Annotated in this window: 23 protein-coding genes; 4 read left to right on the top strand and 19 right to left on the bottom strand. The window is 42.6% G+C overall.

Annotated features, from left to right (window positions below):
- Nucleotides 1-8: 8 nt before the first annotated feature.
- Together ruvA and ruvC are read right to left on the bottom strand one after the other, a co-directional pair.
- A complete protein-coding gene (gene ruvA, locus HMPREF0581_RS07885) occupies nucleotides 9-608 on the bottom strand; it encodes a Holliday junction branch migration protein RuvA (RefSeq protein ID WP_036382080.1) in 600 nt (199 codons plus the stop codon).
- 3 nt (nucleotides 609-611) lie between these two features.
- Complete coding sequence (ruvC, locus tag HMPREF0581_RS07880; RefSeq protein WP_009644162.1) at nucleotides 612-1,100, bottom strand: crossover junction endodeoxyribonuclease RuvC; 489 nt, start codon at nucleotides 1,098-1,100, stop codon at nucleotides 612-614.
- A gap of 160 nt (nucleotides 1,101-1,260) precedes the next feature.
- Between ruvC and HMPREF0581_RS07875 the strand changes: the two genes are divergently transcribed.
- Nucleotides 1,261-1,719, top strand: a complete 459-nt coding sequence (locus HMPREF0581_RS07875) for an arginine repressor (RefSeq protein ID WP_009644168.1) — start codon at nucleotides 1,261-1,263, stop codon at nucleotides 1,717-1,719.
- Nucleotides 1,720-1,742: 23 nt separating this feature from the next.
- A complete protein-coding gene (gene recN, locus HMPREF0581_RS07870; RefSeq protein WP_036382078.1) occupies nucleotides 1,743-3,365 on the top strand; it encodes a DNA repair protein RecN in 1,623 nt (540 codons plus the stop codon).
- Nucleotides 3,366-3,539: 174 nt separating this feature from the next.
- Here the strand turns inward: recN and holA are convergent, their stop codons facing one another.
- Both holA and HMPREF0581_RS07860 read right to left on the bottom strand, forming a co-directional pair.
- Nucleotides 3,540-4,589, bottom strand: a complete 1,050-nt coding sequence (holA, locus tag HMPREF0581_RS07865; RefSeq protein WP_036382075.1) for a DNA polymerase III subunit delta — start codon at nucleotides 4,587-4,589, stop codon at nucleotides 3,540-3,542.
- Complete coding sequence (locus HMPREF0581_RS07860) at nucleotides 4,579-6,969, bottom strand: DNA internalization-related competence protein ComEC/Rec2 (RefSeq protein WP_036382073.1); 2,391 nt, start codon at nucleotides 6,967-6,969, stop codon at nucleotides 4,579-4,581. Before HMPREF0581_RS07860 ends, holA begins: the two co-directional genes overlap by 11 nt.
- A 214-nt stretch (nucleotides 6,970-7,183) precedes the next feature.
- On the opposite strand from HMPREF0581_RS07860, the gene HMPREF0581_RS07855 reads away from it, so the two are divergent.
- On the top strand, nucleotides 7,184-10,465 hold the full coding sequence (locus HMPREF0581_RS07855; protein WP_036382070.1) for a transglycosylase domain-containing protein: 3,282 nt from the start codon (nucleotides 7,184-7,186) through the stop codon (nucleotides 10,463-10,465).
- 110 nt (nucleotides 10,466-10,575) lie between these two features.
- Here HMPREF0581_RS07855 and HMPREF0581_RS07850 read toward each other — a convergent pair whose 3' ends face one another.
- Nucleotides 10,576-11,424 (bottom strand): DUF975 family protein, encoded by an 849-nt coding sequence (locus HMPREF0581_RS07850; protein WP_009644164.1) that lies wholly within the window; start codon nucleotides 11,422-11,424, stop codon nucleotides 10,576-10,578.
- 87 nt (nucleotides 11,425-11,511) lie between these two features.
- Here HMPREF0581_RS07850 and HMPREF0581_RS07845 point away from each other — a divergent pair, with 87 nt between their 5' ends.
- Nucleotides 11,512-12,156, top strand: a complete 645-nt coding sequence (locus HMPREF0581_RS07845) for a thiamine diphosphokinase (RefSeq protein ID WP_009644172.1) — start codon at nucleotides 11,512-11,514, stop codon at nucleotides 12,154-12,156.
- A 72-nt stretch (nucleotides 12,157-12,228) separates the two neighbouring features.
- On the opposite strand, the gene pheT is transcribed toward HMPREF0581_RS07845, so the two are convergent.
- The 14 genes from pheT to HMPREF0581_RS07780 form a co-directional block, all read right to left on the bottom strand.
- The gene (gene pheT / locus HMPREF0581_RS07840; protein ID WP_009644165.1) at nucleotides 12,229-14,655 is read right to left on the bottom strand and encodes a phenylalanine--tRNA ligase subunit beta; all 2,427 of its coding nucleotides are present in this window, start codon (nucleotides 14,653-14,655) and stop codon (nucleotides 12,229-12,231) included.
- 9 nt (nucleotides 14,656-14,664) lie between these two features.
- Complete coding sequence (locus tag HMPREF0581_RS07835; RefSeq protein WP_009644171.1) at nucleotides 14,665-15,702, bottom strand: phenylalanine--tRNA ligase subunit alpha; 1,038 nt, start codon at nucleotides 15,700-15,702, stop codon at nucleotides 14,665-14,667.
- A gap of 255 nt (nucleotides 15,703-15,957) precedes the next feature.
- Nucleotides 15,958-17,976: a sodium-translocating pyrophosphatase gene (locus HMPREF0581_RS07830; RefSeq protein ID WP_009644174.1), complete on the bottom strand. Its 2,019-nt coding sequence runs from the start codon at nucleotides 17,974-17,976 to the stop codon at nucleotides 15,958-15,960.
- 147 nt (nucleotides 17,977-18,123) lie between these two features.
- Nucleotides 18,124-18,357, bottom strand: a complete 234-nt coding sequence (gene secG, locus HMPREF0581_RS07825; RefSeq protein ID WP_009644183.1) for a preprotein translocase subunit SecG — start codon at nucleotides 18,355-18,357, stop codon at nucleotides 18,124-18,126.
- 273 nt (nucleotides 18,358-18,630) lie between these two features.
- Nucleotides 18,631-18,909 carry a DUF2325 domain-containing protein gene (locus HMPREF0581_RS07820; RefSeq protein ID WP_009644188.1) on the bottom strand — a complete coding sequence of 93 codons (279 nt, stop codon included), beginning with the start codon at nucleotides 18,907-18,909 and terminating at the stop codon, nucleotides 18,631-18,633.
- Nucleotides 18,910-18,920: 11 nt separating this feature from the next.
- Nucleotides 18,921-19,472 (bottom strand): DUF3793 family protein, encoded by a 552-nt coding sequence (locus HMPREF0581_RS07815; RefSeq protein ID WP_009644178.1) that lies wholly within the window; start codon nucleotides 19,470-19,472, stop codon nucleotides 18,921-18,923.
- A 312-nt stretch (nucleotides 19,473-19,784) separates the two neighbouring features.
- Entirely contained in the window at nucleotides 19,785-20,162 is a 378-nt protein-coding gene (locus tag HMPREF0581_RS07810) for a hypothetical protein (RefSeq protein WP_156791970.1), read from the bottom strand.
- A 156-nt stretch (nucleotides 20,163-20,318) separates the two neighbouring features.
- Nucleotides 20,319-21,086, bottom strand: coding sequence for a TadE/TadG family type IV pilus assembly protein (locus HMPREF0581_RS07805; protein WP_009644180.1), 768 nt, complete (start codon nucleotides 21,084-21,086; stop codon nucleotides 20,319-20,321).
- Nucleotides 21,070-22,302 (bottom strand): DUF5702 domain-containing protein, encoded by a 1,233-nt coding sequence (locus HMPREF0581_RS07800; protein WP_009644177.1) that lies wholly within the window; start codon nucleotides 22,300-22,302, stop codon nucleotides 21,070-21,072. The genes HMPREF0581_RS07805 and HMPREF0581_RS07800 overlap by 17 nt, the downstream gene beginning before the upstream one ends.
- Before the next feature lie 61 nt (nucleotides 22,303-22,363).
- Nucleotides 22,364-22,699, bottom strand: coding sequence for a hypothetical protein (locus HMPREF0581_RS08820; RefSeq protein ID WP_009644173.1), 336 nt, complete (start codon nucleotides 22,697-22,699; stop codon nucleotides 22,364-22,366).
- Nucleotides 22,699-22,860, bottom strand: coding sequence for a Flp1 family type IVb pilin (locus tag HMPREF0581_RS08650; RefSeq protein ID WP_009644189.1), 162 nt, complete (start codon nucleotides 22,858-22,860; stop codon nucleotides 22,699-22,701). The genes HMPREF0581_RS08820 and HMPREF0581_RS08650 overlap by 1 nt, the downstream gene beginning before the upstream one ends.
- Nucleotides 22,861-23,031: 171 nt before the next feature.
- Nucleotides 23,032-24,018 (bottom strand): type II secretion system F family protein, encoded by a 987-nt coding sequence (locus HMPREF0581_RS07790; RefSeq protein ID WP_009644170.1) that lies wholly within the window; start codon nucleotides 24,016-24,018, stop codon nucleotides 23,032-23,034.
- Between the two features lie 45 nt (nucleotides 24,019-24,063).
- A complete protein-coding gene (locus HMPREF0581_RS07785) occupies nucleotides 24,064-24,894 on the bottom strand; it encodes a type II secretion system F family protein (protein WP_009644187.1) in 831 nt (276 codons plus the stop codon).
- Between the two features lie 116 nt (nucleotides 24,895-25,010).
- Complete coding sequence (locus HMPREF0581_RS07780) at nucleotides 25,011-26,249, bottom strand: CpaF family protein (RefSeq protein ID WP_009644176.1); 1,239 nt, start codon at nucleotides 26,247-26,249, stop codon at nucleotides 25,011-25,013.
- Nucleotides 26,250-26,256: the final 7 nt, after the last annotated feature.

The raw sequence follows: 26,256 nt of genomic DNA, 5'->3' as shown, positions 1-26,256 counted from the left end.
ACGAGCCGCTACAGCAGATATTTGAGCGCCTTCTTGATATAAGTCTCTACTTCCAGATCTTCCTCTGATACATTCCCGATTGCTTCCTCCGCCTCTGCCTTGGAATAACCAAGCGTAGTGAGAGCCATGACAGCCTCTCTTCTCGTCGCATCGAGCCTCGGTATATTGACACCGGCAGGTGCTGATATGTCCGGCATAGGAACAGCATCCACTTTGTCGCATAACTCGAGTATTACTCTTTCAGCTGTTTTCTTTCCGACCCCCTGCGCCCTGGCAATAGCACTTGCATCCTTATTGATGATATTGTATTTTATCTCATCCGCAGAGCCTGTCGACATGATAGCAAGTCCGGCCCTGGGGCCAACTCCCTTTACAGTGATTAGCTGTTCAAAGAGATTGAGTGAATCAAGCTGAGAAAAGCCATAGAGAGACATACCGTCTTCTTTAACCTGCATATACGTAAATATATTTACAAGATCTCCCTCCTGATGGAGCAGCAGTGGCGATGTATCTGCGATGTATATGCGAAATCCAATACCGCCCCTGGTCTCCACGACCATTGCGCCCTTATCGTAATAGAGGTATTCCCCCTTGATGTTTCTAATCATTAGTTATCTCCCTAAACCCCTTGCGTTTCTAGAATGCGCGTGGCAAATTGCTGCCGCCACAGCATCGGCTGTATCATCCGGTTTAGGCACCTCAGGCAGGTTTAGGATAGTTTTAACCATCATCTGCACCTGAGCCTTCTCCGCCTTACCGTATCCGACAAGTGCCTGTTTAATCTGCATAGGTGTGTATTCGGACACGACAAGTCCACCTTCAACGCATGCGAGCATAGCAACCCCACGAGCTTCACCTACCCCAATCGCAGTTGTAACATTTCTATTAAAAAAAAGCTCCTCTATTGATACTTCGTCCGGTTCGTATTTCTGAATTATCTCAGTCAGTCCATCGTAGAGCAGCTTCAATCTCTCAGGCATCGGCAGTCCGGCTTCAGTTTCTACCGAACCGTAGCCTACGGTCTTAAAGCGATTACCATTGTAATCTAGAACGCCATATCCCATGATGGCATAACCTGGGTCTATTCCTAAAATTCTCATCATCAATCACCTCGGATATTTTATCAAAATCCGCCTATTATGTCTATAAATGCACCACTTCAGTATCAATCTTTCGCATTTATACATTGAGCTGTAAGTTTATGCTATAATTAGCCTGTAAAATTGAGTGTAACCCATGTATTGCAATTTAGGAGGAAAAATGCGTTACTCAAGACAAAACAAGATTCTGGAACTAATCAAGACTCACGTGGTTGAAACTCAGGATCAGCTGCAGGATCTGCTGGAAGAAGCAGGTTATAAGGTCACCCAGGCAACTATTTCCAGAGATATCAAGGAGCTTCAGCTTGTAAAGGTATCGATTGATAAGGATCGCTACAAATACACTTCAGGCAAGTTTGACAAGCAGCCTATATCCGAGAGATTTGTCAAGATTTTCAGAGAGACGATTATATCCTACGCCTCGGCACAGAATCTGATCGTCGTCAAGACACTATCCGGCTGTGGCAACGCCGCTGCCGAAGCCATAGACTGTCTGGGACTCGACCATGTTGTCGGTTCAGTCGCAGGAGATAATACATTGCTGATAATCGTGGATCACGAGGATAACGTTAAGGAAATTTTGGACGGCTTCGAGAATATGATTGCTCTTAGAGCATAAATGCGAGGCACAGAGGTAAATTGATGCTAGATCGTGTTGAAATAACTAACTTTGCGACAATTGCATATATGTCCTTTGATCTCGGATCTTCGCTCAACATTATCACCGGTGAGACAGGTTCGGGTAAATCTGTTCTGGTACAGGCTATCAGCACAGCCCTCGGTGGTCGTGCTGATATTTCGATGATTAGAAACGGTTCGGACAAAGCTCTCATCCAAGTGACCGGCCATATCGGCGATGATGACGTAATAATCTCACGCGAGCTGCTCAAGAGCGGCAAAAGTGTTGCTAAGCTCAATGGCGAGATAGTTTCGCTTGCCAAGCTTCGTGATTTCTGCAAGGATTTTGTCGACATCCACGGACAGTATGACAACCAGCAGATTCTCGATCCGGAGAACCACATCCTTATAACCGACAGCTACAGGCATGGGACCATTTCCGGAGAGTTGATCAAGCTGGCTGAGCTTTACAGAAGCTACCATGAGGTTAGACGTGAATACGACAAGCTGCTGCACAGCGAGTCGGAATCTCGCAGGCAGCAGGACTTCTACCAATTTGAATTTGACTACATCGACAAGCTTGACCTGACACCAGGCGAGGATGAAGAGCTTCGAGAACAGCTAGACCTCATGCGCAACAGCGAGCGCATATATGAAGCGGTTGTGGGATCATACAGCAGGTTGACCGAGGATCCGTCGGTTCTCAGCCTGCTGGGTTCATGCATGCATCAGCTTCAGGGCGTAGCTTCATATAGTGAAGAGCTCGGTGAGCTCTCAAGCAACTTCACTGAACTTTATTATAATTTGGAAGACCTCTCTTCTACCTTGAGGACTACCGGCGAGTCTATCAACTTCTCCGAGGAAGAGATCGATAGCGTCTCCTCAAGGCTTAGCGTGCTTGAAGATGCTAAACGAAAATACAACATGTCTATCGAAGAGATGATCGAGTATAAAGAAGAGTTAGATAACAAGCTCGGCGTCATCCACAATCTGGACAGCGAAAAAGAACGGGTGGCGGAGCTAATCGATAGCAGATACCGTAATCTTGAGACTCAGGCTAATGTAGTAAGCAGACTGCGAAGGTCTAACGCTGAAGCCTTGGAACGGGAAATGCTACGTGAGCTAAATGACCTGGCCTTTGCTAATTCCGATTTTAGAATTGAGATCACTCGCCTTGACGAAATTACCGAATTAGGCTATGACGGTGTCGAATTCCTCATATCAACTAACCCGGGAGACCCTCTCAGACCTATGTCCAAGATTGCATCCGGTGGAGAAATCTCCAGAATAATGCTGGCTTTCAAGCATATCTTCGGCAGCAACGATAGTGTCGAAACCATGATTTTTGACGAGATTGATACCGGAATCAGCGGCAAGACTGCACTTGTTGTCGGTCACAAGCTAAGCGAGATAGCCAAGCACAGACAGATTGTCTGCATCACACACCTGCCGCAGATAGCCGCATCAGGTGATGATAACTTCTCAATCGATAAGAAGATATCTGATGGAAAATCACACACCGTCATCGAACATCTAAACGATAACGGCAAGCTGGAGATGCTGGCAAGGCTAATTAGCGGAGCTCCTGACAGCAGTAATGCGATCGAGGCAGCACGTGAACTGATCGCAGCTGTCAAGACCGAATAACAGATCACTGTGTAATAAAAGAAAAAAGCGAGTCGGCGTTTTATCAAGCACACAAACTCAGGCTTTCTACATTTCGCATATCAGCTTAGGCTCATATTATGTTCATACTATCAGGGACATGATGATGGTCGGCATATCTCACAAGGGCAAACTCAGGCTCATATTATGCTCATACTACCAGTTGAAGACGAATAGCTCCAGCGATGTGGTCTTGTCCAGCTCTCCTGATTTGAGCAATCTGTCGGTATCATATAGGGCCAGCAGGGAATTCTTTATCTTGGCTTTGCCAATCTCAACGGCTGCCGAATACGCCTTCTTAAGCCTGTACTCGTTGACTCCCAATCTCTTGGCCATAGCCTTAACGGACATGCCTTCTTCATCCAGCTCCAAAGAGTCGTACATAAGCTCAAATTGTCCGACGAGCATAGACGCTAAAGAAAAAACATTGCCTCTCGACCTCGAATTGTCTCCGGCAGCAACGGTGTTGACCAGCAGCTGCATCGCCATATTCTTTTTACCATCCAGCAGATAATCGATAAAGTTAAATACGAACCTGTCCTTATCGCCTATCATAATTTCCTCAATTAGCTGGCGAGATATCGTATCTTCATCTGAAGCATTGACCAGCTTGGTCAGATCAGACTCCATCCTATACAAATCATATTCGCTATCATTGTTGAGATATCCGGTTATATCCACTAGATAATCCATATCGCGAGCTCCGATTAGCTTTCCGGCGGCTCTGATTCTCTTGTTCACAAACGACTTCAACTCTGCAGTGCTCAGTCTTTCAAAATTATAAGTCCTACATGCAGTCGCAACCTTAGTTGCAAAGGCATTTAGCTTGTCACGCTTCCCCGGGCTGTGTCCTCTATCAAGGGAAAATACAATTATCGTAGCCGGGTTCGGGCAACTCAAATACTCCAGAATCGTAGCAGTCTCGGAGACCACACTCTTTTTGATTAAAGGTGAATAATTTTTGACCGTTAACACTCGTGTGCCGGCAAACATCGTCATGGTATTTGCAGTTTCAACGATTTCCTGAGCTGTTACCCGCTCTCCATCAAAGTCTGTTACCACATATTTTCTGTCCTCAGGGGTAGAAATTCTATCGATTACAGTCTTTAATGCCCAATCGGTTAGAAATCCTTCCTCTCCGTACATAAATATGGCGTTACCAAGTATTCCGTTCTTGAGGTCGTTGTTAAACTCTTTAAATGACATCTTCTATCATCCTGTCAATTCTAATTCTATCTCTATTGATATCTATACCTATAGCGCCCTGCTTATCGTTCCTGCACACCGCTGCTCCATGTCTACGGAGACGTCTGATTATCCCCGGATTCGGATGTCCGTAAGTATTGTGCTTTCCCACTTGGATTACTGCAATTTTAGGGCTCACAGCGCTGATAAAATCTTCAGTTGAACTATATCGGCTTCCATGATGTGCAACCTTAAGTATGTCGCACTTTAACACATCGGAAGAATTATAGTATTTTACCATATCGAGCTCATCCTGCTCAACAAGGTCGCCCGTTATCATCACCTTGACACCATCGTAATGCACTATGTACACAGTATTGAGTTCATTATCATCGTCTCCGCTTTTAGCGGTTCTATCATCCATAGGCCATATTGCTTCAATCCATACCTCTTTTGACAGCTGTATTTTATCTCTAAAGCCAATCATCTTCACGCCACCTCCCGATACCTCGTTTCTGTACGGATATGGGATAACATATTTTTTTACAGGAAAAACCTCACCGAGTTCCATTGCCCCTTTGCAGTGATCTGTGTGCATGTGCGTAAAGAGACTCATATCAAGGTCATTAATACCGTTTTTCAGGAAGTACTCTTTAAGGACCTTCTCTCCGATATTCTTCTTTATATCACCGCCGCCGTCTATCAGCATGTCATATCTATCAGTCCTAATATGTATTCCATCACCTTGCCCAACATCTACAAATACAATCTCATCATTTAAAAAGGGATTTCTATATGCAAAGCCGACTGCAACCGAAACAAGAGTAATCAACATCATACATACTGCTAATGTCCTGTATTTCCTGCGCAGAATCATGACAATTCCAAATTCGGAGCATACGAAGAACAGCACCGCATACGCTACAAGCACTATAGCAACCTTATGCGATCTAGCCGAATACGAAAAGCATCCATTCATATTCAACAGGTGGTTTAGCTTCAGTACGATTCTGATAAGATAATACATCACGCTTTTGATGATAAACCCCGCACTGCCGGTAAATAAAAACACTATTAAACCACCTATTGCGAACGGTACCAGCAAGCTGATAAGTCCGACGATAGGAATATTTACAAGGAACCCAATCGGATTGATCTTGTTGAATGTATACACAGTGTATGGCACCATAACCAGCTGAATCGAAAGAATAAATCCGGCAGATTTGCCTATTAATCTGCCAAGTGGATCACACAGAAATGCAATACCGGCAACTGCCAGAAAAGACATCTGAAAGCCGGCTCCGAACAACAGATACGGATTGTATATGAGCAAGGCTATAAACGATGTAGCCAGAGCAGCTGACAGGTCAAATGGTCTCTTCAGATAGAATGCCAATATAGCAGTGCACGTTAATAGAACGGCTCTTGTCGTCGATACGTTCCAGGCTGTCACCTCTCCGTAGCCCAGCATTACAATTATAGTTACAATTCCTACAATACCTCCATGTCGCCCCATTGCCATCAGCCTAAGCATCCCATATATAACGCCTACATGCAGGCCGCTGACTGCCAACACATGAGCGGTGGTATTTTCTCTAAATTCCTTTATTGTGTCATTATCGATATCGCCAGTGTCACCGTATGTCACACCTTTTATAAATCCATATACGCTTTCTTTGCCACCGGAGGCTTCCCGCGCAAAGCTCTCTTTGATAACCTGCAATCGACGCCTGGCTTTCCACACTATGGCTTTATCCCTATCTTGAAATACCTTTATACGCGAAGCCTTCATCATATGTGTGATTCTCTTTGTCTGCAGATATCTCCTATAATCAAAGCATCCGGGATTTCTCGCTGTTTCAGGTATTTCTATTTGCCCTTCAACCCTGACTTTCCTGCCATATAAATTCCGACTCGCAGTCTCTGTGCACCTAATTGCACCTCCCCGTTTCCTATTTACTGAATCCCCTCTATCACCCGCCTTTTCTGAAGACTGCCATTTCCGGCATCTTATAACGGTTCTGCGTCCAAGAGTATCCGTCTCAACATCAATGATTATTCCTTTATCATCTTCCTTATACCTGATTGCTTGACCCTCTATTGCATTGTGTTTTTCTAATTTGCAAGATGTTATTGGTTTCTGATAGACATGATTTATCGAAAGATTTAACATCCCCATCGCAAATACTATCGCGCAGATAATCATCTCTCTGTTTATTGTGCTGCTGCAACCTCTGCTCTCAAGTCCACGTCTGATTCGAGCTACAGCCCATAGAGAAAACATAACTACAGCGACAATGACAAGGCTAATAATGATTTTACGTCTGTTAATCAGTACGTCTGCTGATATAATTCCTAAAGCCATAGAAACTGCATAAGCAACAATTTTCCTTCTAAACACACACATCCCCCGACTATCTTTAATTTCACTAAACAGGTGTCTGAATTCTATCACGTCAAAAATTCCCTTCAGCACAATTTTTGTTAGCAGACGACCTTCATGTATAAATAACTATAATCTGCATATAATCTTCACATTTAAATCGCTCAAAATATTAATTTACCAAGCAATTCATGATAGAATAAAATGCTATATTTTATTTAAGAGGCAACAAATGGAAAAAAACTCAACAAACATACAAATATTAATAAAGAGACTGAAAAATGGCGAACGCCTATCACCGGAAGAGATGAGGGTTGTCGCTCACCATATGGCACAGCTTCAATTTGAAAAGAAACAGCACGAGAAGCGTATGCAGGCTGCTGCACACAGCAGCGACAAGCCTAAAGGACCATCCTTTCATGAGCAGGTCGCCAAGGCTGAGGCTGAGGCCAAGAAGAACAGACTTCGCAACAACTTGGAGAAGCACTCTGCAAAACATGCTGCACGTGAAGATGCGGAATTATATGGCCGCGTTCACGCAGTCAATGAACGCAACAAGCCATCGTTCCATGAACAGGTCGCCAAAGCCGAGGCGGATGCAGCAAAGCGTGACAAGTCTATCAAGAAGAGAGCAAAGGAAGAAAAGAAGCTTCTCAAGGAAGAACGCAAGGCTATGTTGAATGGTGACAGAACCGGATTCAGCCTTAAGAGAGACCTCAGACATCCGGCGGCATTTATAAAGCGTATATTTACCAAACCTAATCCGTACTATACTCCCGGTGCAGATGCGTTCGTTGTAGTTGCAGGCAAGAAGATAAAGAACAAAGCCCGCACGCTAAGCATCAAATACACTATTCGCAACCTCGTTGTTATGATGGTTGCAATGATTTTGATGTTTTCAATTTATGCTGCAACCGTAATCGCATTCGCCCCTAAAATAGACCCTAACAAGATTTACGATCAGATTTCAACAAACTCAGTTATATACGATGATAACGGTACGCGTATCGATAGCGTAAGTTCCGGCGAAAGTCGGACTATTATCAAGTACAAGGACATTCCTAAGCACACAGTTGATGCATTTGTAGCTCTGGAGGATAAGACCTTCTGGAAGCACCACGGATTCAACTGGAAGAGAATGATTGGTGCAATCGCCTCTTCATTTGGCAGAGGCAATATCCGAGGAACAAGTACGCTCACGCAGCAGCTTGCGAGAAACGTATACCTGCCTAATATCAAGAGTCAGCGTTCCGCACGCCGTAAGATTCTCGAGATGTACTACGCATCTAAAATTGAGCACACACTGTCCAAGAAAGAGATTTTCGCAGCGTATGTCAACAGTATCTATTTCGGATACGGAAACTACGGAATTGAAAACGCATCAAAGACCTATTTCTCAAAAGATGTAAGTCAATTGACACTCAAAGAAAGCGCTGCTCTGGCCGCTATGCCTCAATCCCCGGACACCTATGCACTCATCCAAAATGCCGATTCCCCTGTGGCTTCGCAGTCGACGTCGACACCAATCAAGATAGATGGCAAGTCATACATTGCAAACGATATCTCTAAGCCAAGACGTCAAATTGCGCTCAAGCTGATGGCAGATCAGGGCTATATCACCAGGGCCGAATATGAGGAAAATGCAGCCAGCAATCTGGCTGACTTCCTGAACCCATCACTCAATGCAGGAAGAGAAACCGATACCTCGTACTTCACCGACTACATGGTTGAGCAGATTATCAAGGATTTGATGAAGAAGTACAAGCTCGACTACCAGAGTGCTCACGACATGGTTTACAACGGCGGACTCAAGATATACTCCACAATGGATTCAAAGGCTCAGAAGGCTGTCGAGGCTGGTTTCAAGGAAGGCAATTACTTCCCGTCGCTAACCGGTCTCAAAAAGGACAGTGCCGGCAATATTGTCAGTGACAAAGGAGTTATCACCCTGTACGCATATAACAATATGTTCCAGGATGGGAAATTCAAGCTTGCCGACGGGGAATACAAAAAAAACAATGATGGTTCGCTGACCATATATAAGAATAAACGACTGAATATATACAAGACTTCGACCGCAAACGGCTCTGATTACAGCTTGGAGTTCAAACCATCATATGTGGTTGAGAACGGAAGCCTCTACATCATTCCCGGAGGTTTCATCAATATACCTACTGAAAGCAAGACACTAGATAAGAACGGTAATCTCAAAATCAGCGCAAAATTCATCAATAAAAACAGCAAGCTGATTACCAGCGACGATGGTGCCCCGGCTTTCACGGACAAGCTCTATACCCTGCAGGACAAGGTTATACAGCCGCAGGGTGCAATGGTTATTACAGAAGTCGGAACCGGTAAGGTCAAAGCTATGATTGGCGGTCGTGGTGTCTCTGGCAAAAAGCTGTTTAACCGCGCTGTCAACGCTCGTCAACCCGGCTCATCTATCAAGCCTTTGGCAATTTACAGCGCTTCACTGCAGAGGAGCTACGAGCTGGCAGAGAGCGGACAGACCTTCCCTCTCACCGACCCCGACAACGATAAGCAAGGCACAAAATACTACGGTGACTACCTGACAGCTTCTTCTGTGATAGTCGATGAACCTATCAAGTTCAACGGCAAGGTATGGCCTAAGAACTCTAACAATAGATATTCCGGACCTATGACCATGCGTAGGGGTATGCAGACCTCGACAAATGTCGTAGCCGTTAAGCTCTATGAACAGCTCGGATCTGATTACTCCGCAAGCATGGTTGAGAAATATGGAATCAGCACTCTCAACAAGACACCTAACGGCGATCTCAACCCGGCGTCACTGGCACTTGGCGGTCTGTCCAAGGGTGTTTCACCTTACGAAATGGCCGAGGCATATGCAACATTCCCTAACGGCGGTGTCAGAGTGGAGAACAGAGTATATACCAAGGTAGTGGACAGAGACGGTCGCACGATTCTATCGACCGAAAAGAAACAGCACAAGGTTCTAGACGAAGGCGTTGCATATATCATGGTGACAATGCTCAAGTCTGTTGTAAACGGCGGAACCGGTACAAACGCTGCAATTTCGGGAGTTGAGGTCGGCGGTAAGACCGGCACGACTGACGCTAAATACGACGTCTGGTTTGACGGAATTACTCCAAAATACGCCGCTTCGCTCTGGATTGGTACTGATGTCAATATTCCGCTTACCTCTTCATCCGTCGCTGCAGCAAGGCTGTGGTCGAGAATCATGAGCAATGTGCCTAATGTGCGAAAAGGTTCATATAAGCCTGCCCCTTCTAATATAGTTCGTAAGAACGGTGAATATTTCACCAAGGGTACCGAAGGCGGCCTTGGCAAGAGTCCGCTGGATGAATCAGAAGAATCCGAGATTATAGAAGAAGAACAAGAGGTTACTGAACAGGATCAGAACGATAATAACAATCAGGCTGCTCAAAACAATCAGGCACAGCAGCCACAACAAGGACAGCAACCCAACAATTCAGGCAATAACGGATCAGGTAACCCGGCCGGGGGGTAATGAGTGGTTGCCTGAATACCCATAAATAAAGTATAACGTATAAAACAGCGAGAGCTTTCACGTGAGAGCTCTCGCTGCTGTTTCATTACAACCTTGATTACTATAGCTATCTATTCCCTATCCTGCAACCTCGCTCTCACACCGGCTCTAAATACATCCTCGCCCTTGTATATGAAGTTACTAAACCCCTTAGACACCATGAGTTCGTAGAAAACCGCCTGTCCAAAGAACAGGTTCCCCATCGCATAGAACACGGGAATCTGCAGTATGAACCGAATTAAAATAACTATTAGATTTGTATACATCCCTAAATCCGGCATACCTACATACCCAAATAATATAGCAGGCACGTTCGCAATTATTATGAGCGGGATATAAGTAAAATCCAATTGGAACTGCCGCATACGGTTTCCGGCCATCAATCTTCTGCTCTCGGCAAGACACTTAAACACCCCTTTTGACGGATCCTCGGCCATAATGAGGAAAGACTGTCTATAAGTGTAAAATGCATATACACCGGGAACAACAAATAGTGTGGCAAATGCTGCTATTATAGCAAGCTGTACAATAAAGAGCAACGTAGCGGAAAAAATATGCCTCGCACCGTCGAGTATAGACGGATAATCGCATTCTTTATTTCTCAGGTATCTCAGCATATACAACGATCTGCCTAGCGTAAACATCCCCCCAAACGCTATAGTGTACACAAACGAAGCAAAAGGGTAATCTACAACAAACTTCTTGAGCAACTTCGGGTCTATTTCAGTCGGAATAACCGAAAAATATGATTTGGGCATGAAAAACCCAAGTACATCAGGGACCAAGTTGGTAAACATATACAGCATTATGATCCCAACCATAAACTGCGCAACAGTGTTCTTCATGTGCATTGCAGATAGATATCTCAGCTCGCCAAGATCTTCATTTACGATATAATTTTTGTTGTTATTTTCAGGCATAATAACTCACTTTCTAGTTTTGAATCGCCTATAATTGTAATATACTGAAGATAGTAATTCAAGAACGATAAAAACAGAGGTAATACTATGTGTAAGACAGCGCTTATAATACTTTCGTTTATCGAGAATACCAACGTGTCACAGTTACATGAGCTTTCGAGCTCCAGCGACTATATCATTTGTGCAGATGGCGGCGTTGATGTTGCTGACAAATTCGGAATCAGACCCGATTGTGTGATTGGTGATTTTGATTCTTCGAGCATCAGCAACCGCTTTGACTGTCTGTATATTACCTTGCCGACTGAAAAAGATTTAACAGATACCGAGGCAGCAATCAACCATGTCCTGGAACTTGGCATCCGTTATATAACAGTATACGGAGGAATCGGTGGCAGACTAGATCACACTCTCGGAAATGCCGGACTCCTCGAGAAATACATGGGACAGCTGGAGCACCTTGAGTTCATCGATGGTAAGAACACGATGCAACTGCTTGATGGCGAATTTAACAACACAATAATACTGCCGGATGACCCAAACTATAAATACTTCTCGCTGGTTCCATTTGATGCTAGTGTAAGCGGTGTTACCATCACAGGTGCCAAATACAGCCTCGACAACGCATCAATTAACCGATCGTCGACACTTTGTATCTCCAATGAGGTTTCTCGTCGTCAAGCTCATATAACGGTCAGAAAAGGCAAGGTTCTGCTTATAAGATCCGGAGAGTAGTTAAAAACCCGCAGGCAAGACAAGAGACTCCACAAATATATGGAGTCTCTGATTATGTTTACTTTTCTTAAGCTACTCTTCTCGGAGTGTCACACCGGTTTTCTTCTCCAGCACCTTGAGAATTCCCTTGGTCTTCTTCTCAATTTGCTTTGAGGTCATAGTGCTGTCCTCATTTCCGATTTTGATACGAATCATGATAGATTTCTTACCCTCCGGAATCTGCGAACCCCTGTATTCCTCAACAAAGGCAACTTCCTTTGCCATGTACTTGATAGCCTCGTAGATATCTTCCCATTTTACATCCTCATCTGCGAGAAGCGATAAATCCTCCTCAACAAGCGGAAACTGTGGCAGATACTCAAATTCATTTGTCCTAGAACTAAATGGAGCAAGTTTGTTGACATCTATCTCAAATATCGCTATGTTGGATCTCTTAACGCCCGCCTCCGCCAAAGTTGCTACGGAAACGAGACCAAGCGAGCCGATGACATCCTTCCGTTCATTTACAAGATTGAGGTATACATCGGAATCAGCCCACGATGGTTTCTCTACCTGCTTAAACTTATAACCATTCATATGGCAATATCTGGGTAACGACTCAACAACACCCTTTGCCTCAAAGAATATATCCTTGGCATCCTTGCCAACAACTGCACCCGTAAGCATCAGCTTGTGAATTGGGAGCGTCTCATCCTCTGAAGATGGGTGAAACTCTCCCTGCTCAAATACTTCAGCGACCTCGAAAATCTTGAAACTGTCGTAATATCTCAAGTTCTTGACAATTGCCTCCAGCGCACCCGGTACCAGAGACTGCCTCAAAGTTGCGAGCTCCGGAGCCGGTGGAGTTGCAAGCCTAACACCGCCTGACATGTCAATCTTGGCTGACTTGATGTATTTCTCATCTATCCAAGGATAAGTGAATATCTCATTGAATCCACATCTAAACGCGAGATGCTCTCTTACTTTCCTGTTGAGATCATACTTAATCTGATGAACCGCATTCTCAAAGTTTATCGGTAACGGCTTAACCTTGAAATTTTCATACCCCACAAGTCTGGCAATCTCACCCAGCACGTCGTCTCTCATCGAGATATCTCCGGTCGAACGCCATGTCGGCGCAACTGTATGATATACGCCGTTCTCAAACTTAACCTCAAAGCCCAGACGCTCCAGCGTGTCCGCTACCTCCGACTCCTCCAGAACCTTGCCGAGTCTTGTGTCCAGAAAGGCCTTGGTGATATCAACCTCAGTTCTCTTGGTTGCAACCGGGTTCACGTCTGCATATGCTGTGAACTCCGCCTCAGGAAACAGCTCCTTGAACAGCTTCATACTGAGCGACAAGCCTTGCTCAACTCTCTCGGTATCGATTCCCTTTTCATATCGTATGGATGAGTCAGTCTTTTCATCAAAACGCTTACCCGTATTTCTAATCGTTACGGCAGCGAAGTTAGCAACCTCAAGCACAACATCAACTGTGTCATCGAGAATTGAATCCTTCTTACCGCCTCTGATACCTGCGAGTGCCATTGGGCCCTCAGCATCGCAGATAACGAGATCCTGCTCTGTAAGATCGATATTTGCACCGTCAAGCAGCTCTAGCTTTTCATCAGTCTTAGCATCGCGAATTATGATTTTCTCGCCCTTAACATGTGTTCTGTCAAATGCATGTGTCGGCTGACCAACACTCAGCATTACGTAATTCGTAATGTCTACGATTGCGTTGATAGGTCTCATACCACCGTTGATAATCGCAGCCTTCATCCAGGTTGGTGACTCCTTGACCGATAGATTTCTAATCTCAAGTGCAGCATATCTATAGCACTTCTCAGCATTGATAATCTCTACGTCATAGTCCTTAAGACCTGTTGGAGCGTCAAACTCGTCCAAAAGCTTAAGCGGCAACTTATATATTGCCGCCAGCTCTCTAGCGATTCCATAATGTCCCCAGAGATCGGGTCTATTTGTAAGCGACTTATTATCAATCTCGAGAACCGTATCATTCATGCCGATGATATCGGCGATATTCTGTCCTGGAGCAGCATCAACATCTCCGAGATCGACGATAACAGTTGGATCATCTGTTGGATAGAAATCACCCAGATACACCTCTTCAGCTCCGCAAATCATCCCATAGGATGCAACTCCACGCATCTTAGTCTCTTTGATCTTCATAAGCTCGCTCTCACCGTGCCAATATACCTCGGCTCCCGGCTTTGATACTACGACCTTCTCTCCTGAGTATAGGTTCGAACCGCCACATACGATTTGCACGTCCTCAGTCTCGCCGATATTAACTAAACACACTTTCAGCTTATCAGCGTTTGGATGTGCTTCCACGGAGGTAATCTGACCAACGACAATGTCGTGAAACTTTGCAGCCGTATCCACAACAGCTTCAACCTCAACCGTTCTCATAGTCAGGTCATATGCAATCTGTGCATTGGTTAAATCCGCAGGAATATCAATGTATTTCTTTACCCAATTTAGTGAAACCTTCATTACAACCTCCTACTTGAACTGCTTTAAAAATCTAAGATCAGCGCTGTGGAATAATCTTACGTCATCAACTCCATAACGCATCATTACGAGTCTGTCCAGACCGATGTTTGTGTAGAATCCGGTCCATACGTCAGGATCCAGGTTAGCAGCTCGTAGTACATTGGGATGAATTACGCCACCCGGCATAACCTCAATCCAGCCGTTCTGATTGCACACCCTGCAGCCCTTACCGCCGCAAACGAGGCATTCCATGTCAATCTCATATCCGGGCTCAGTAAACGGGAAGAAGCCTTCACGCATGCGCACGTTGATTTTTCTTCCAAATACCTTTTCGAGAATAGTCTCAATCATTACCTTTCCGGAAGAAAATGACAGATCCTTATCTACGATTAGCGCTTCATACTGAAAAAAAGCCCTCTCGTGTCTTGCATCTGTGTTCTCATTTCTGTAGACACGACCCGGGTACACAAATCTCGCAGGTGCTCCAGCCTCAAGCAAGTGTCTAACTGAAGCGCCTGTGAGGTGAGGTCTCATGCAAAGTCTATCTGCTCCACTCTTATCCTCGGTACCCTCAATCCAGTATGTATCCATCATCTGCCTTGCCGGATGATCAGCCGGGAAGTTCAGATTATCAAAAGCATACTTCTCACTGCTTATATCATTCTCACTAAATATCTCAAAGCCCAAGGAGAGAAAGGCATCGTTGAGATCGTAGCACATCTGAGTAATTGGATGAAGTGCACCACCATGAATTGGGGTACCTGGCAGAGTGAGATCAATCTTCTCATCGAGAACAGACTCAGTTGCAACTAACTGATCCTCTCTCTCTTTGATTTTTTCAGCAAAAAAGTTCTTGATATCATTTGCCTTCATTCCGACGGATTTTCTCATCTCCGGCTCAAGCTTGCCCAGGTTCTTGAGCACGTCAGTCAGCGCACTCTTCTTACCTGTCAGTTCCCTGCGAACCTCATGTAATTTTTCAACATTTCCGGCATTTTCAATGCTCAAAAGTCCCTTTTCACGAATTTCTTCTAGCCTATTCTGCATTACTTAAACCCTCCTTGTAAGCATGCTATCTTAAAATATACCCAAATAGTTTATCATTTTTTGTTGTTATATTCAACAATTGAGCTTCTTCGAATCCGTGTAAATTTCAGTATTTCCAATAAAATCCCTCTCACACACCTCATATTTACGACGAGTCGGAACACCATAAAACTCGGTGTTGATTTTAGAATTGAAAAAAGACATGCAATATCGCATGCCTTTGAATTTATAAATCTGCCTCTAACTTACTTAATTCTAGAATAAAATTCCACCGAACTGTACGAATACAGGAGCAAATACAAGCGAAACAATTGTCATCAGTTTGATGAGGATGTTGATCGATGGACCGGAGGTATCCTTGAACGGATCACCCACCGTATCACCAACGACTGCCGCCTTATGAGTCTCGCTTCCCTTGCCGCCGTAAGCTCCACTTTCAACGTACTTCTTAGCGTTATCCCAGGCACCACCTGCATTAGCCATCATAATAGCCAGCAGAACACCCGATGCAAGCGATCCGGCAAGCATTCCACCAAGAGCCTCTGTACCAAGCAGCAGACCGATCAGCAGTGGAGCAACGATTGCGAGTAGTCCGGGAGCGATCATCTCGTGAAGAGCAGCGCCCGTGGAGATATGTACACATCTTGCATAGTCTGGCTTAGATGTTCCCTCCATAATGCCCTTGTTCTCACGGAACTGACGCCTAACCTCTTCAATCATCTCGTTAGCAGCCTTACCTACTGAGTTCATAGTCATAGCCGAGAAGAGGAATGGAAGCATAGCTCCGATAAATAAACCAACGATTACTAGCGGATTGAGTAAGCTGATCTGACTAAGCTTAGCTGATACAGCGAATGCTGCGAAAAGAGCTAGTGACGTAAGAGCAGCTGATCCGATAGCAAATCCCTTTCCGATAGCCGCTGTTGTGTTACCAACAGAGTCAAGTGTATCGGTAATATCTCTTACTCCCTCAGGAAGCTCAGACATCTCAGCTATACCACCGGCGTTATCAGATACCGGACCATAAGCGTCAACGGCTACTGTCATGCCTGTTGTAGAAAGCATACCTACAGCAGCAAGCGCAATTCCATATAGACCAGCAAAGTTGTAAGCAACGATGATACCAACGCAGATAAATAGGATTGGCCAAAATGTTGAGCTCATTCCTACACCGAGACCACTGATGATTGTTGTAGCTGCACCGGTCTGTGACTGTTCAGCAATCTTCTTAACGAACTTATAAGAATCTGAAGTATATATCTCGGTAATTGCACCTATGATGACTCCTACTAGAAGACCCGCGATAATAGCATACGCATATGTGAGAGACCCAAGAAGCTTACTACTTAGAACCAAAGCGCATACAATTACGATTGCACTGCTCACATATGTTCCAACGTTTAGCGACTTGGCAGGGTTCACATTAGCGTTACCTCTTACACAAAGCACACCGATTACAGATGCAATAATACCTACAGCAGTGATTAACAGTGGGAAAATAGCAGCAGTTTCCTCTGTAAAGGTTCCACTTACACCGGAAGCATTAACAGCTACAGCTGCAAGCGTTACAGCGGAGATGATCGATCCGACATATGACTCAAACAGGTCGGAACCCATGCCGGCAACATCTCCTACGTTATCTCCTACATTATCAGCGATAACAGCAGGATTTCTAGGATCATCCTCAGGGATACCGGCCTCAACCTTTCCTACAAGGTCAGCGCCAACATCAGCCGCCTTAGTATATATACCGCCGCCTACACGTCCAAATAACGCCATCGAAGAAGCACCAAGTCCGAAACTTGTTATGCACTGCATGACTGTCGCCAGGTCGAGTACAACAACTACAACACCTAGACCGAAAAGTCCAAGGCCGGCAACGCAAAGTCCCATAACCGCACCACTTCTGAATGCAATCTTAAGTGCCTTTGGCATTCCTGATTCCATTGCCGCATTGGCAGTTCTAACATTACCCTTTGTAGCAACATTCATTCCGAAAAAGCCTGCCAATACGGATAACAACGCTCCGCATACGTACAGAACTGCAGATGTCCAGTTAATTGCCAGACCAACAAGCACAAATAGAGCAACGATAACAACAGCCATTGTTCTGTACTCTCTCTTAAGGAACGCCAGCGCACCCTCTCTGATGTAACCGGATATTTCCTTCATTCTGTCAGTACCTTCCGGCGCCTTACCCACCCAAGAAGCAAGCGCAAAAGCTACGAGCAGACCGATCAATGCCGCAACAGGAACCATCCACTTAATCGCCATAATAAACCTCCTTGAAATTAGAAAATAATCATTTTCATATTTCGAAAATAAAATATAAATATATTAAAGATATACAGAGGTGCATCACCCTTACCTCTGTATATCAACATGAACAATTTTATAATAAACTGTGTATTTTTACAAATACTAATTGAAAATTGCTACGATGACTAATGAAACAACGATATAAATAATTGATACTATTGTTGTAATTTTAGACAGAATTGCATCGTATCCGTTGCTCTTTTTCTTCCCGAAAAGCTGCTCAGCTCCTCCAGCTATTGATCCCGAAAGCCCATCGCTCTTACTAGACTGCAGCAAAATGCTGAGAATCAGAATCACGCTAGTCACAAGCAAAATTACCATTAATGCTGTGTGCATAAACTCCTCCACGTAAATTATCAAGATATAATCTGTGTTAAACTAATTCAGTTTAACATGCAAAACACACAAAGTCAATGACTCCGGGGACTCTGCATTAGCAAGATTTCCGGGGACTCTACATTAGTAATATTCAGTATGTAAGCTTCAGTATGATTCATGTATTTAAAAGCATTCCTATACATATATGTGCAATGTTTAACTTAAAAGACCTCATTTATGATTAAACAAGGTCTTATGTAATTCATCAGATATTAATTTAGCACAAATGCTTTAAACATACTGTGCAAGCAGATTCTTAAGTGCCGACGAACTGCTGGAATGAACCCATGCAACTTCTACGTTCTTTCGCTTAGCTTCTGCTACTGCGGTATTCATCATCTTGTGCGAAACTGTATTTGTAAACATCACCAATAAATCCGGACAGCCGATCTTCTTACCCACATTTCCACGTTCCTTGGTAAACACCTTGGCTTTACATCCATGCTTCTTACATATCTCCTTGTACTGGCATTCCATACACTCATTTCCACCTACTATAACAATACTCATAATTACCTCCGTTAAGCACAAACAGTCAACTTTTCTATGTCACCGTTTTCCCTGAATAATCTCATATAGAGAAGCTCGCAGCGTCTGTACTTTGCAAAAAGACCCATCGCTTTTTCAACATCTCCGTACACCTTCCATTGACCACACGCCTTGCAGTTGCTACCACAGTGCTCTATAAAGCCAATCACATCTTCCAACGGGTAACCCAGAAATATGCCGATCTCATGAGGGAAACTGCCGCATACGCCTAATCTGCTTCTGAGCCTATTTATTGAGCAGTTAATGTCGGCTCCCTCATATCCAAACTTTTGCATTAAGCTCTCTATGCGATGTTCAGAAAGCCTGTGCTTAAGCTCTTTCGGACGATACACATATATCAAGGCTCTTGTTCCATTATCTTGAAGAACACCTACTCTTACCCCTTTCCTGTTGAGCAGGTCATTGATACAAGCAAGTTCATCGGTAAAGGTGTCGAAAGAATCATAACTATAACCAAACATACTGCCTATTTTCAACCTAGCCAAAGTAGGCGCACAATACTGAACAATCTTGTCCTGTAACATCCTCTTCTCCACTCACATGTAGTGTAAAACATAAACTATATACTTATCTGACTTTATACTGCAAATTGTGTAAAATAGTTAATGGCTTTGATTAGATACCGACTGGCTAATTTAGACAGATACTTAATTGTTTAGTCACACAAACAATAGTCTAACAGCCAGAAACCAACCAGCCACTTAGTTAGATAACTCTAACTAGCATTTCCTTAAAAAGGTCTCTTGATTAGAGGCCTTTAACTATATATAAAGTATCACACGAATATATTAACAGTCAAGTGAAAAATTACAAATTATCGCCCCTCTTCTATTCGGTTATCCAATCTTTTCTGACATTGCTCTGCTTATATACTTTTCACAAATGCTCCTTGCTCGATATAAATCATTTTTAGAGAGCTCAGCTTTAATTAACTCAAAACAATTAACTGCTTTTTTCTTATTTTGCGGTACAATTTTGTCAATTAACCTGATCAGTTTAACATTAAAGGGCGTCATCGTCGTATCAGGATAAAACAGCAGTCCAACCTGTCCATATTTTGTTCTGTTGTTCGCAGAATACATCAGTTCCGGTTCTATAAGATATCGTTCTGCTCCAATAAGCATCTGACAATTCTGTTCATTTATCATTATCAACGTGACAATCAGCTGCAGTTTGTCCATATCTGACAGTTCTCGAAAGATTAACCTCTTCATATTGCGCTTATCATACGAAAATATATACGTATCTTTCTCGCAAATTATTGACATCCGCAGAAAGGCTGTAGCGTAATTGTTGCACAATATTTCGCTTATGTACCGTGGCATTTTATAATTCGTGATACTTTGTCTGATTTCCTTCTCCATTTTACATCAACCTCCACACTTTGAGCACGGCGTATAACCACGCCGCTCAGCAACCTTCTTGGAAATCTCTATATAATTTCTCTCCATCACTCGACATCCCGGAAGATGGTAACATTCTCCGTCGCTTGGATAATAATAGACCTTCGCTCCAAGCTTTGCTCTTCTGCTTTTACACACGGGGCATGGATCATACTTGCTTTTAATCGAAGCGTCCAAGGATGTTGAGACAGCCTTCGAATGCATGAACGAACAACTTTTATTATGATATTTCTCACCTCTTTTGGGAAAAATATATACCGCTTTGTCGTCGTTTCCCGAGAGCTCATCAACACTCATGTGTGTATCTTCTCGTCTCCTGCCAACGTATGCGCGTGTAACTGTTTTTAATTTATAATTAGCCTTGGCATTCAGACCAATCGGATTCTTGGTGTTAATCATAATGTCAGCGTCAAGTGAGATAATTTCATCAATACCAAGCTGCTGCTTCCTGTATAAAAACGAATTAACGGCAAACCCACCTACCTGAGAATGGCTTCTGTCCAGTTCCCTCTGAATACTATACGGCACCATCACATCAGTCTTTATTACCGAGGCAACAGCAGCAGTCCTCCTTAAACGATTTGCAGATATATAGTTAGCATCCTCAATACAACTATATGCTGAAATAATAGATGACATCACCATAATTGCAATCATAAATATCGGAAGAATCAGTGTTGCCTCAACAATATAACTTCCCCTATTATCTTTGAACATCTTACTTATATGAATCATTAACCTCATACGACTTACCATTAATCTTTAAGTTGAATCTTACCCCACAGTTATACTCATCAAAGTTAAAGTCATCATAATATCTGTACTTCATGTTTATCTGAATTAAATCCATTATTCTTCTTGTCCTTAGATCCTTAGGGATTGTTAACATCATGAACAGTAAATAGTCCTCATAATTCTGACCTTCAAGTTTTTCCGAGTAACCTTCTTGCTTGGATAAATCATGAATCTGTTCCGCATTTTCATTTAGCAACTTACGAGCTTCGTCTCCGAGCTTATCAGTGAGATGACTATCCCTTAACACACCTTCAACTGAGATTTTCCAATCTCCCTTCTTCTTCATAAGCGGAATTCGTTTGTTATCCAGCAGAGCCTTCAAATCTTCATGAGTCTCTAGCGCAGCCCAGCTTTCCATAATCGCCCCCTGCACCACAATTGCACCTGGCCCCGGTGCAATCAATTCAGAAATTGCTGTGATTATTTTCATCTTCTCGGGATCTTTTGATAAAGCTGCCAGATTAAGAGCATTTCTAATTGCAAAGATCTCTCTCTTACAAGCTTCAAAATTCTTATTATCATCTAAGCTACCTTTTACAATATACTCATACTCATTAGCAAAGAAAGTTTCTTTATCTCCTACCGTCTTCAGGTGACTGTTCAGCTTGCTAACGATAAATGACATCTCTGAAACCTTGGATAGGACATCCGGCTTGACCTTATCCGCTGCATTGCTATCACTAAGAAGCCCTGTCAGGCCTTTGATATTTATATGGTTTTTATATCCCCTTGATGGCAACGTATCTATAACTACTTGATTTCCGATAGCTCGATTCCCATATTCGGTTTTATTATTGCCAAATGAGTACGAAATTTTCCTAACAGACCTATTTTTTCCATCTACTATAGATTTAGCCTCTTCTGTTGTCATTGCATTTCGCAGCGATTTTCTAAAGTTATCGAGGTCAGACATGCGATATTCATCAAGATTTGCGCTCGGAACATCTCTACGAATTCGAAGCTTATCTTCAAATGAATATTTAGAATACACACTTAAACGTTTTATAACATCGCAGTCATTTCCCTGAAAAGCCATGATTCCATAATCATCTAAAAGATAACGATCATATTCCGAAAGAATAGCCTTTCCCCACAGTTTACCGTTTACTTCTGCCCAGCTTTCTACTGTACGACTTCTCGCTATATTAATAGCCATTATTATCATGGATATTAGTGCAAGGAAAACAAATGACAGCAACACAATAGTAGATCCGCTCTTATTTCTTAACAGCTTCCTCAATAACACCACCAGCTCTCACTAATTTATCTTCGCATACCGAAAAGCCTGTAACCTCTATAGATTTTCGCAGCAGTCCACCCGCAAGCCCGATATTTGCATATCTAACATCTCTCGATTCACTAATTGTCCTGACTACTGGAGAATTTGTATTATCCCACTTGCCTAGCATTTTTCTATGCATATTAGTTTGGGTAATCAGGCATTCAAGATAAAATGTACATAATCTGATAAGCAACATTATCACAAGAATCACAACCGGCAACACTATGCTTGCTTCAACCATCTGTTCGCCACGTTTATCCCAGTATCTCATCAGAACTTGCTTGCATTAAGTGCCTTGAAAGTCTTGTTGACAAATGATGTAATTTCAGTCTTAAAGATAATTCCTAAAGCAACTGCGATTGCAATCAAAATAGCAACTTGAACAAGTTCCATTCCTTCATTTGATTTGAATAGCCTTTTTATATTTTTCATAACTTTCCTTGTATGATTAGCTCATAGGCTAAATCATACTCTCCTTTCCTTTTTTACTGTCTCCTTTGCACACATCAGGCATCGAGCATGCCTACACAGTTATCCACACTACAACTACCGGTTATTTACTACCTTGTCTTTACATTTTCAACACCTCCCTCTATGTCAAGGCTACATGGTCATAAGTGCCGGCGCCATTGTGATGACAATCAGCAATACAAGCAACATCCCAAGCGGATAAGTCATCTTCGTATCAATCAACTTGCCTTGTTCCCTAGCAATGGTCTTCCTTATATCCCACAGGAATTCACTCTCGCGCTCGAGTTTTTCCTGAATATCACTGCCTCGTTTCTCATTTTCTCTCAAGACAGTCGATATCCTCATCAGTTCTTTCACCGAATACTTGCGTGCCATCTCGGAAAACAACAGAGGAATACTCTGATTCGTAAACTCAGCAACATCAGTCATCTCTACGATGCTTTTTTCAAGCTCTCCCAGCGACTCTCTATGCATCAGAGAATAACCATAGCGTATTTTCCGAAACGCATCACTTAAAATAACACCGGAATTCATCATTAGCAATAACTGATTTGTAAACCTCGGCAGTGCCTTCAGAATTTGGTTTCTCTCTTCATGCCCTCTCCGTTTCATCTTATCGTGCTTGTTTGCAATGACAGCTATAACTAGCACAACATACATAAGCGGTATTGCAATCCAATCACGGTTTGCGCGATTGTCCTTTTTCCAGATAACTATGCTGCCATCATCAAGCTTTGTTGGAAGCACAATTCGTTTTTCTGTTTTCTCCTCAATTTGACTTACTGCAATTCCAAGACTTGCGTTCATTTCAGCCTCGATGTCTTTTGATTCATCACCACCCGATTGCCTAGGACTATCGTTAGCATGTCGTTTGAGCTTTACATTTTGGCTCATGCTCTTGTCACCACGATGAACCTCCGCTATCAGGTCATATTCTTCAAAAACTCCCTCACGTACGTGCTCAATTCCGACTACATGACCTCTTTTATCAACAATATATTTACCACCTAACTTTGGTTTAACAAGTATTATAAGTAAAAAAATGAACGCCACAGCTGATATTTTAAACAGTTGCTTATTCAAATCTTTATCAAAAACTTCTTTTAAATCCACCTTCACCTTTTATCACCACACATTAATAATTAATCGCAATTTGCACTATGACTAAATTTCCACACTTGTAATTTTTTGCATTACTGAGTATATGAAGACATTGGCTGCTACAACGATGGTCATGATTAATCTCCCAACCAAACTTTCATACAGAGGAGATATATAATCTGGTGAAAAAATATTCAGAAACAAAATCACCAGAAAAGGCATAATAAATAAAATCATACTCTCATTTTTCTTTCTGTTTGCCATCGCTCTAATTTCATTTTCTATAGTCATCTTATCTATAATCACACTCGCCGCTTTATTCAAAGCATCAATCAAACTTGCTCCCGTCGTCTTACAAGTAGAATATATTATTGCGAAATCGATAATATCTTCAGATCCCGTTCTTTCCGCAAACTCTTTAAGTACTGCAACATCCTCCTCATTTCCGGCATCCATTCTCTTATACATTCTCTTAAGTTCATTTCCCAGTATTGACTTCTCACCATATATTCCCTCTATCCCAGGAATAGATTCTCCTATTGAATCTCTCATTCCTCTGCCGGCTCCAATTGCAGTGGAAAGAATAAATAAAAAGTCCTTGAACTGTTCTGATAATGCACGTTTTCGCCTTTCAAGCATAACGTTTGAGTATATGCCCAATATCTTTTTGTAAAATAAAAGCAGGACAAAGCTAAATGCAAGGTTATGGTACAGGAGCATAGACAATACGAATCCAGTTGCAATAATCGATACAACAATTAACCTCTTTTCCCCGGTACTAGCTACATATTGGTCATACATGATTGACTGTTCTAAATAACCGGATTTTTTATCTCGGCAGACTGTTTCCAAACAAATACCCTTGTTCTTTCTGCTAATACAGTTGATTTTCATTTATTTTGTCCCTTTTCTTACTATTTTTAAAACATATGCCTTAAAGTATTTTCCTCTTTCAATCAAATCAACTTTATGAGGCAACACTTATTAACCAATCAAAATAATCCCTGTACCTAGATACCATTAGGAACCGATAAACCGCATTGCCTAAATTTTTCTCTGTTTATCATCCTATTTCCTGTACTAGCAATCCTTCCATCACTTCCGGTTGAATACAAATAATTAAGTTCATATTCAGTCCCCGAGAAGCCAACCATTTCTGCAATTTCTACCAATCGCCGTTTACCGTCACTGTCTCGGCGGAGATGTACGAAAATATCAATTGCATTTGAAATCTGACTCTTTATAGAATAAATAGGTATTTGTGTGTCCATTAAATACATGGTCTCAAGCCTGTTTAACATACCCTTTATAGAGTTTCCATGACCTGTAGACATGCTTCCGTCGTGTCCAGTTGACATTGCCTGAATCATATCTATCACTTCCCGTCCTCTAACCTCCCCAACAATAATTCGGTCAGGGCGCATTCGCAAGCTAGTCTTTATTAGCATCTCCATACTAACCCGTCCTTTACCTATTGAATTTGCATTCCTGCATTCCATATGAACAATATTATCAATTTGACTGACCTTGAGCTCTGCAGAATCCTCAATTATTATGACTCGCTCCTCCGTATTAATTGCAGAAGACAGAGCATTGAGGAATGTCGTCTTACCGGAAGAGGTTCCTCCGCTAATAAAAATATTGTATTTTGCAGCTACAAGTGCCGATAAAAGTTCTGAACACTCCACAGGCAATGTACCATTTTCGATTAGATCCTCTAATGTTATTTCCTCATTTGAAAACTTCCGTATAGTAAGAATAGGTCCATTAAGCGCAACATTTTGCAGTACCCCATTCACACGATATCCGCTCTCAAGTCTTGCATCCACAATTGGATTTGCCTCGTTAACCTCACGATGAACATCTGATGCAAACATTCTAATTAAGCTTTCCAGCTCACCAGGTGAATAAAAAGCATTATCAACTTCTAATACATGCTTGTTCTTTTCGACGAAAATATGATCAGCTCCATTCACCATAATTTCGTTGATTTTCGGATCATCCAAATACTGTTTCAAAATACTGTATTTGCTTGCAACTCTAAGATATATCGCATCAATAATATCAAGCAGTTCACCATATTCGATCTTACAAATATATTCTTCACTGAAAACCACTTCTTCGACCAATGTCAGCAGCTCTTTATTTGAAGGTTCATGCTCATAGTGTGACAAAATACCTTTAAGCTTATTTGTTGCCACCTCAACCAAATTTGAATATTTTAATACTGTCAATTTCATTCTTCCCATTGCTTCA

This window comes from Mogibacterium timidum ATCC 33093 (genome assembly GCF_000525775.1).
Lineage (GTDB): Bacteria > Bacillota > Clostridia > Peptostreptococcales > Anaerovoracaceae > Mogibacterium > Mogibacterium timidum.
The sequence above is the reverse complement of the archived record's forward strand: the minus strand, read 5'-3'. Positions and strand labels throughout refer to the sequence as shown.